Below are 4857 nucleotides of genomic sequence, written 5' to 3'. Positions count from 1 at the left end.
AGACGGCCCGCCCCTTCGAAGGCGCTGCACTGCCGGTGACCGTACGTCCGGCAACGTAGGATACGTAGCCGGGCACGAGCGGCAGCACGCAGGGCGACAGAAAGGAAACGGCACCGGCCAGCAATGCCGCCATTAGTCCAAGAACGGAAAGTTCAATCAAATCCACATCTCCAAACTGATCGGTAGACCGCCACCACGTGTGCGCACGGAGCGGAACGGCTGGCGCGGTCGTCGTGCTTTTCCATGTCCTATTGCTTACGTTCGTCAATAAGAGCGCTTATCTGCGCAACGGCTTCGGGGCTGTTCCATTCGGCCGGGCCTGCGAGGCGCCCCCGCTCGCGCCCAATGCGGTCGATCAGAATCGTTGTCGGCAGACCCACCACGGCCAAGGCCAGCATCGCGCGCGTATCCTCCGCGATATAGAGATCGAGGTTGCGAATGCCGGTCTCTCGGTAGAAGCGGCGCACAGGTTCGAGACCGGCCCGATCGATCGACAGCGGCAGAACATGAAAATCCGATCCGCCGAGGCGCGCTTGCAGCGCGTCGAGCGTCGGCATCTCCTCGCGACAAGGCGGGCACCAAGTCGCCCAAATGTTCAGAAGCACGACACGTCCCTCGAAGTCCGCCAGCGTCAGATCCCGTCCATCTCCATCCACGAAAGGCGGCGACAGGAGATCACGCGGAGTCCCGTGATTAGGGATCGGTGGTCGGGCGGAGGCAGGGCTTGCCGCAAGCGCCAAGACTCCGGCAAGGACGTCACGTCGCCTCACGGGTCGCTCTCAGCCTGCAACCGGCGCACGACCGGCAGAATGTCCTCCTCAAGCGAGGCCTGATCAAAGGGGCCGACATGCTTGTATGCAATGCGCCCCTCGGCGTCGATTATGTATGTTTCCGGCACTCCATAGACGCCCCAGTCTATCGCAACGCGGCCTGATCGGTCCGCGCCGATGCGGGTGAAGGGATCGCCGAGCTCTTCGAGGAAACCCAGCGCCTCCTCGGCATCGTCCTTGTAGTTGATACCGTAGATCGGAACGGTGCCCGCTTCGGCAAGATCGACGAGAAGCGGGTTCTCCGTGCGGCAGGGGACGCACCACGACGCCCAGACGTTGACGAGAGAAACCTGGTCTTGCAGGTTCGCCGAGGCTAGGCCGTCCTGCCGCCCTTCGATGGGCGGGAGCGCGAATTCCGGGATTGGTCTTCCGATCAGCGTCGAGGGCAACCGGTCGTCGTTGTTCCAGAGGCCCCAGTAGAAGACTACGCCCAGCAACCCAAACAGAAGAATAGGCAAAATCATGAGCGGCCGTCCGCTCCGGCGCCGCTTTTCTTGGTTATCCTTCGAACTCATAGCCTGCCATCAATGCTTGGAAGGAATAAGGTATCAGCAACCGCTGATATGAAGCAAACCGTCGCCGATCACAATGCCGAACGATGGGGGAGGCTTGGCCGCGGCTTCGCAGACCCGAGCCATACTTACTGTTTAGATTCGTAAGAAATCAGTGAAAGGTCGGTATCTGAAGAGGCCGTTGAATTCAGACCTCTGAACGGCCCCTTCGTCCGCTCTCCGGACATGCGCACCGAAAGCAGCGAAGAGCCGGTATTTGAGCAACTCAGCACGCTCAAATTCTCGCAGCATGATGGCAAAGCTGTCTTTGCCAGCGCTAGTAGTTCACCTGTTCGAAGTCGTAGTTGCCATCATAGTCACGCCAATCGACGAAGACAGATCGGTGATAGATACCCGGGCAATTCTGGCCCCAACGTTCAAGTCCCACATGGGCCTCAGGCAGGGCAGTTATAGAAGATCGCTGCCATGAGAAATCGCCTTGGGTTCCATAAGTGCCGAGGACTACAGTGGCGTAGCGTTCGCAGTCTCCTTCGCTTCCTGCTTCGTATTGCCGCGCGTAACGAACATCAAAGACACGGATGGATCGTACGAAATTGAACTCAGGTCCGCTGATATCGATGTCCGCCCGATCTTGAACGAGCCGGAGGGCCTGGTCGGCGGGAACGAATTTGTCTCTTGGCAAGGATTGGAGCGGTCGACGGCTGTCGGGCCAGTACAAGGCTTCAAAGATACGGCCAGCGTTGTTTGGTGGCCGATCGCCCTCATAGGAGGCGCCCATGGGACAGCGCCAGATTTGCAGCGGCGGTTCCACTGGCCAAGGCGTGATACGCCTGATGAATTCGGCGCGAGCTCGGGCGCAAGGGACGGAAGCGGGCCAGCCGCCAGACAGACACAAGAGGATCGCGCAGTCGATCGGGTATGTCTGCGCTCGGGCGGACATTGGTAGCGAAAGACCAGTCACGGTGAAAGCGACTGCAACCGAGGGGAGGAGCTTCTTGATCAGATAGTGCATGCTGCGGAACCTCCGTGAGAGGAGTCCAGCATATATACGATAATATACTATCGCAACACTAAGTATATGTAAATCCCATTCAGAAATGTCACCGGCTGTGCAAAGCAGAAAGGTCACCACAGGGCGCTACGGGAGCAAGGCTTTTGAGCCCGCAGACCCCAATATCGAAGGGCTGAAAAGCCTTGCGGATTGCGGGTCTTTGGTGTCGAGGATAGCGTGGTGACATGCTTCCGACGGTCAAACTTCACTCAGATGCTGATGTCCTGAAACACTCGCCGCTGGTTCGTGGGATGACGCTTGCGTTGCGTTATGCCAACGAAACCGGCGGGATCGGGCTGACGCAATCAGGCGCCTTCAACCGCAAGTTTGTGCATTGGGCGGCGGAACACTTTGAATGGCCCGATTTCACCGCCACCGAGTTATTCGAAATGAACAAGGTGCTGGATGAATACAAAATGCCACCTTTGTTCCCGGTGCATGGGTTGCTGCGTCATCTGAAGCTTCTTCGTCGTTACAAGGGTAAGCTGGTTGCGACTAAGAAAGGACGGGAGATGGCGGAAGCATCTGACGTCTTTTTTGATCTGACCGCTCCGGTTTATCTTTATCGGTTCATCCATGATGAACGGATCGAAGCCCGGGGTGGCCCCTTGGGCAACTGGGACATCTTTCTGAACGTGATCAACGTCGAGGCGCGGGTAGGGTGTACCTTAGCACATCTTCTCAAAACGCTTTACGGGTGGGAAGAAAAGGACCGCTACGATCCGGAGCACAGCGACATGCGGTTTGCGCTGAAATTCTGCGTCTTGCAGCCACTGTGTTGGCTCGGCCTGCTTTGGGAAGATCGGGAGGGGCTGAGGATTTGGGACGACGGCACATTTTACAAGACGCCACTCTGGCACGCAGCCCTTAAACTCGAAACCGATGGTCAGGCCGCTTTACGCCTTGTCTGATGCCACAGCTGCCGCATCCTGCTCGGCGTGTTTGCGCTCGTAATAGGCGTCCATGTCAGCAGTCTTGAGTTATTCTGCCGCGCGCGCAATCTTCTTCTTGGCCCGTGATCCTGGCGGTCTGCCTGGCCGACGCCCGTTCGGCTTGTAGCCCATCTTCTCTGAGTTTGTCCGCACCTTCGGCTTAGGCGGTGCGGCATCCTGCATCTCTTTGACATAGGCCAGAACCGCACCGAGCCGCTTGTTCTCGGTGACGGCTGCATGGGTGACGCGCTGGTCCATATCAAAGATCCTGTAGGGCAGGGCTTGGCCTTTCCAGCGTACCTCGAACCGCCCATCCACAAAGACATAGGTGTCCACATATTTGCCGACCAGAGCGCGTGACAGCTCGTTCTCTTCGAGCATGATCCGCTTGCGGTCATAGGAAAACGTGAGCTGCTTGCCGACATAACGGTTCTCACGCCAGCACAACACTTCCGCCAACCGATCCGGCTCCACATTCAACGCCCGGTGCAGGTTGTCCGGTTTGGCAGGGGCCTTGGCAAATTTGGCGTTAAAGCGGCTCTTAAAGCCTTCAAGAAAAGCGTTTCCGGCTTTCATGTCCGAAACGCCTGCCAGCCTCAGCTCTTTGACAAGCCGGTCCTGAAGCGTGCGGTTGGCCCGTTCTACGCGGCCCTTGGCTTGAGAGCTGTTGGCGCACAGGATCTCGATGTTCAACTCATTCAACGCACGCCCGAACTGGGTCATGCCTGCACCATTCCTTGCGTCTTCTTTGGCAACTCGGAATACCGAATGCTTGTCGCTGTAAAAGGCCACTGGGCGGCCATGCTGAACCAAATAACTGTCCAACGCCTCGAAATAGCTGAACGTGCTCTCGGACTTCACAAACCGCAGCTCCATCAAGGTGCTGGTGGCATCATCGATGAAAACGAGCAGGGTGCAGGGATCACCCCGATCCTCAAACCAACGGTGATCGGAACCATCAATCTGGATCAGCTCACCATAGCATTCGCGCCGTAAGCGAGGTTGATGGAAGGTCCGGCGCTGTTTCCGCGAGAGCCAGATGCCGTCTTCGATCATCCATTTGCGCACGGTCTCGCGAGACACTGTGAACCCGTGATGCTCAGCCAGCTTCTCAGCTGCCAGTGTTGGGCCGAAATCCGGGTAATTCTCTTTGATCAGGCTCAGAGCATAATCGCGCTTTGCATGATGGATACGATTGTTTGGAGGTTTGCCGCGCGCCTTATGTCGGATCGCTGAGGCGCCATCCTGCCGGTATCGCTTGAGAAGCCGGAACACTTGCCGCCTTGTCAGATCCAGCAGGTTTGCCGCATTGTCTACCGTCAGCCGACTATCATCGACCTGCGCCAAAACCTCAACGCGGTTCAAATCGCGCTCGCTCATCATAACCCATCCCATGTCCACTCATCCTCGCTATCGTATGCGAGGAGAGTGACACTTCTGAATTGCTCATGGGTGACATTATCGCTTTGCGCGTACAGTATAAATACGCATAATGAANNTTATGTAAAGTTTTCTAGGGCGATACCCCATCG

Annotated in this window: 5 protein-coding genes and 1 pseudogene; 1 reads left to right on the top strand and 5 read right to left on the bottom strand. The window is 57.2% G+C overall.

Annotation, left to right across the window (positions count from 1 at the left end; translation table 11 throughout):
• The 4 genes and pseudogenes from A3764_RS24350 to A3764_RS24345 form a co-directional block, all read right to left on the bottom strand.
• A pseudogene (locus tag A3764_RS24350) lies at positions 1-133 on the bottom strand (cytochrome c biogenesis protein CcdA); the annotation flags it as partial.
• Positions 134-248: 115 nt separating this feature from the next.
• Positions 249-656 carry a TlpA disulfide reductase family protein gene (locus A3764_RS22975; RefSeq protein WP_312869919.1) on the bottom strand — a complete coding sequence of 136 codons (408 nt, stop codon included), beginning with the start codon at positions 654-656 and terminating at the stop codon, positions 249-251.
• Positions 657-766: 110 nt separating this feature from the next.
• Positions 767-1294, bottom strand: a complete 528-nt coding sequence (locus A3764_RS22970; RefSeq protein WP_067924416.1) for a DsbE family thiol:disulfide interchange protein — start codon at positions 1292-1294, stop codon at positions 767-769.
• A gap of 364 nt (positions 1295-1658) precedes the next feature.
• Positions 1659-2354: a hypothetical protein gene (locus A3764_RS24345; protein WP_236628310.1), complete on the bottom strand. Its 696-nt coding sequence runs from the start codon at positions 2352-2354 to the stop codon at positions 1659-1661.
• 224 nt (positions 2355-2578) lie between these two features.
• Between A3764_RS24345 and A3764_RS22960 the strand changes: the two genes are divergently transcribed.
• Positions 2579-3304, top strand: a complete 726-nt coding sequence (locus A3764_RS22960) for a hypothetical protein (protein WP_040609070.1) — start codon at positions 2579-2581, stop codon at positions 3302-3304.
• A 69-nt stretch (positions 3305-3373) separates the two neighbouring features.
• Here A3764_RS22960 and A3764_RS22955 read toward each other — a convergent pair whose 3' ends face one another.
• Positions 3374-4720, bottom strand: coding sequence for an ISNCY family transposase (locus A3764_RS22955; RefSeq protein WP_009804212.1), 1347 nt, complete (start codon positions 4718-4720; stop codon positions 3374-3376).
• Between the last annotated feature and the right edge of the window lie 137 nt (positions 4721-4857).

This window comes from Sulfitobacter sp. HI0129, from assembly GCF_001635395.1.
In the GTDB taxonomy this organism is placed as follows: Bacteria; Pseudomonadota; Alphaproteobacteria; order Rhodobacterales; family Rhodobacteraceae; genus Sulfitobacter.
The sequence above is the reverse complement of the archived record's forward strand: the minus strand, read 5'-3'. Positions and strand labels throughout refer to the sequence as shown.

What these genes read in the sequence shown, in the direction of transcription:
- A3764_RS22970 (WP_067924416.1), bottom strand. Translation starts at nt 1,294, where the DNA reads ATGATTTTGCCTATTCTTCTGTTTGGGTTGCTGGGCGTAGTCTTCTAC.
- A3764_RS24345 (WP_236628310.1), bottom strand. Translation starts at nt 2,354, where the DNA reads ATGCACTATCTGATCAAGAAGCTCCTCCCCTCGGTTGCAGTCGCTTTC.
- A3764_RS22960 (WP_040609070.1), top strand. Translation starts at nt 2,579, where the DNA reads ATGCTTCCGACGGTCAAACTTCACTCAGATGCTGATGTCCTGAAACAC.
- A3764_RS22955 (WP_009804212.1), bottom strand. Translation starts at nt 4,720, where the DNA reads ATGGGATGGGTTATGATGAGCGAGCGCGATTTGAACCGCGTTGAGGTT.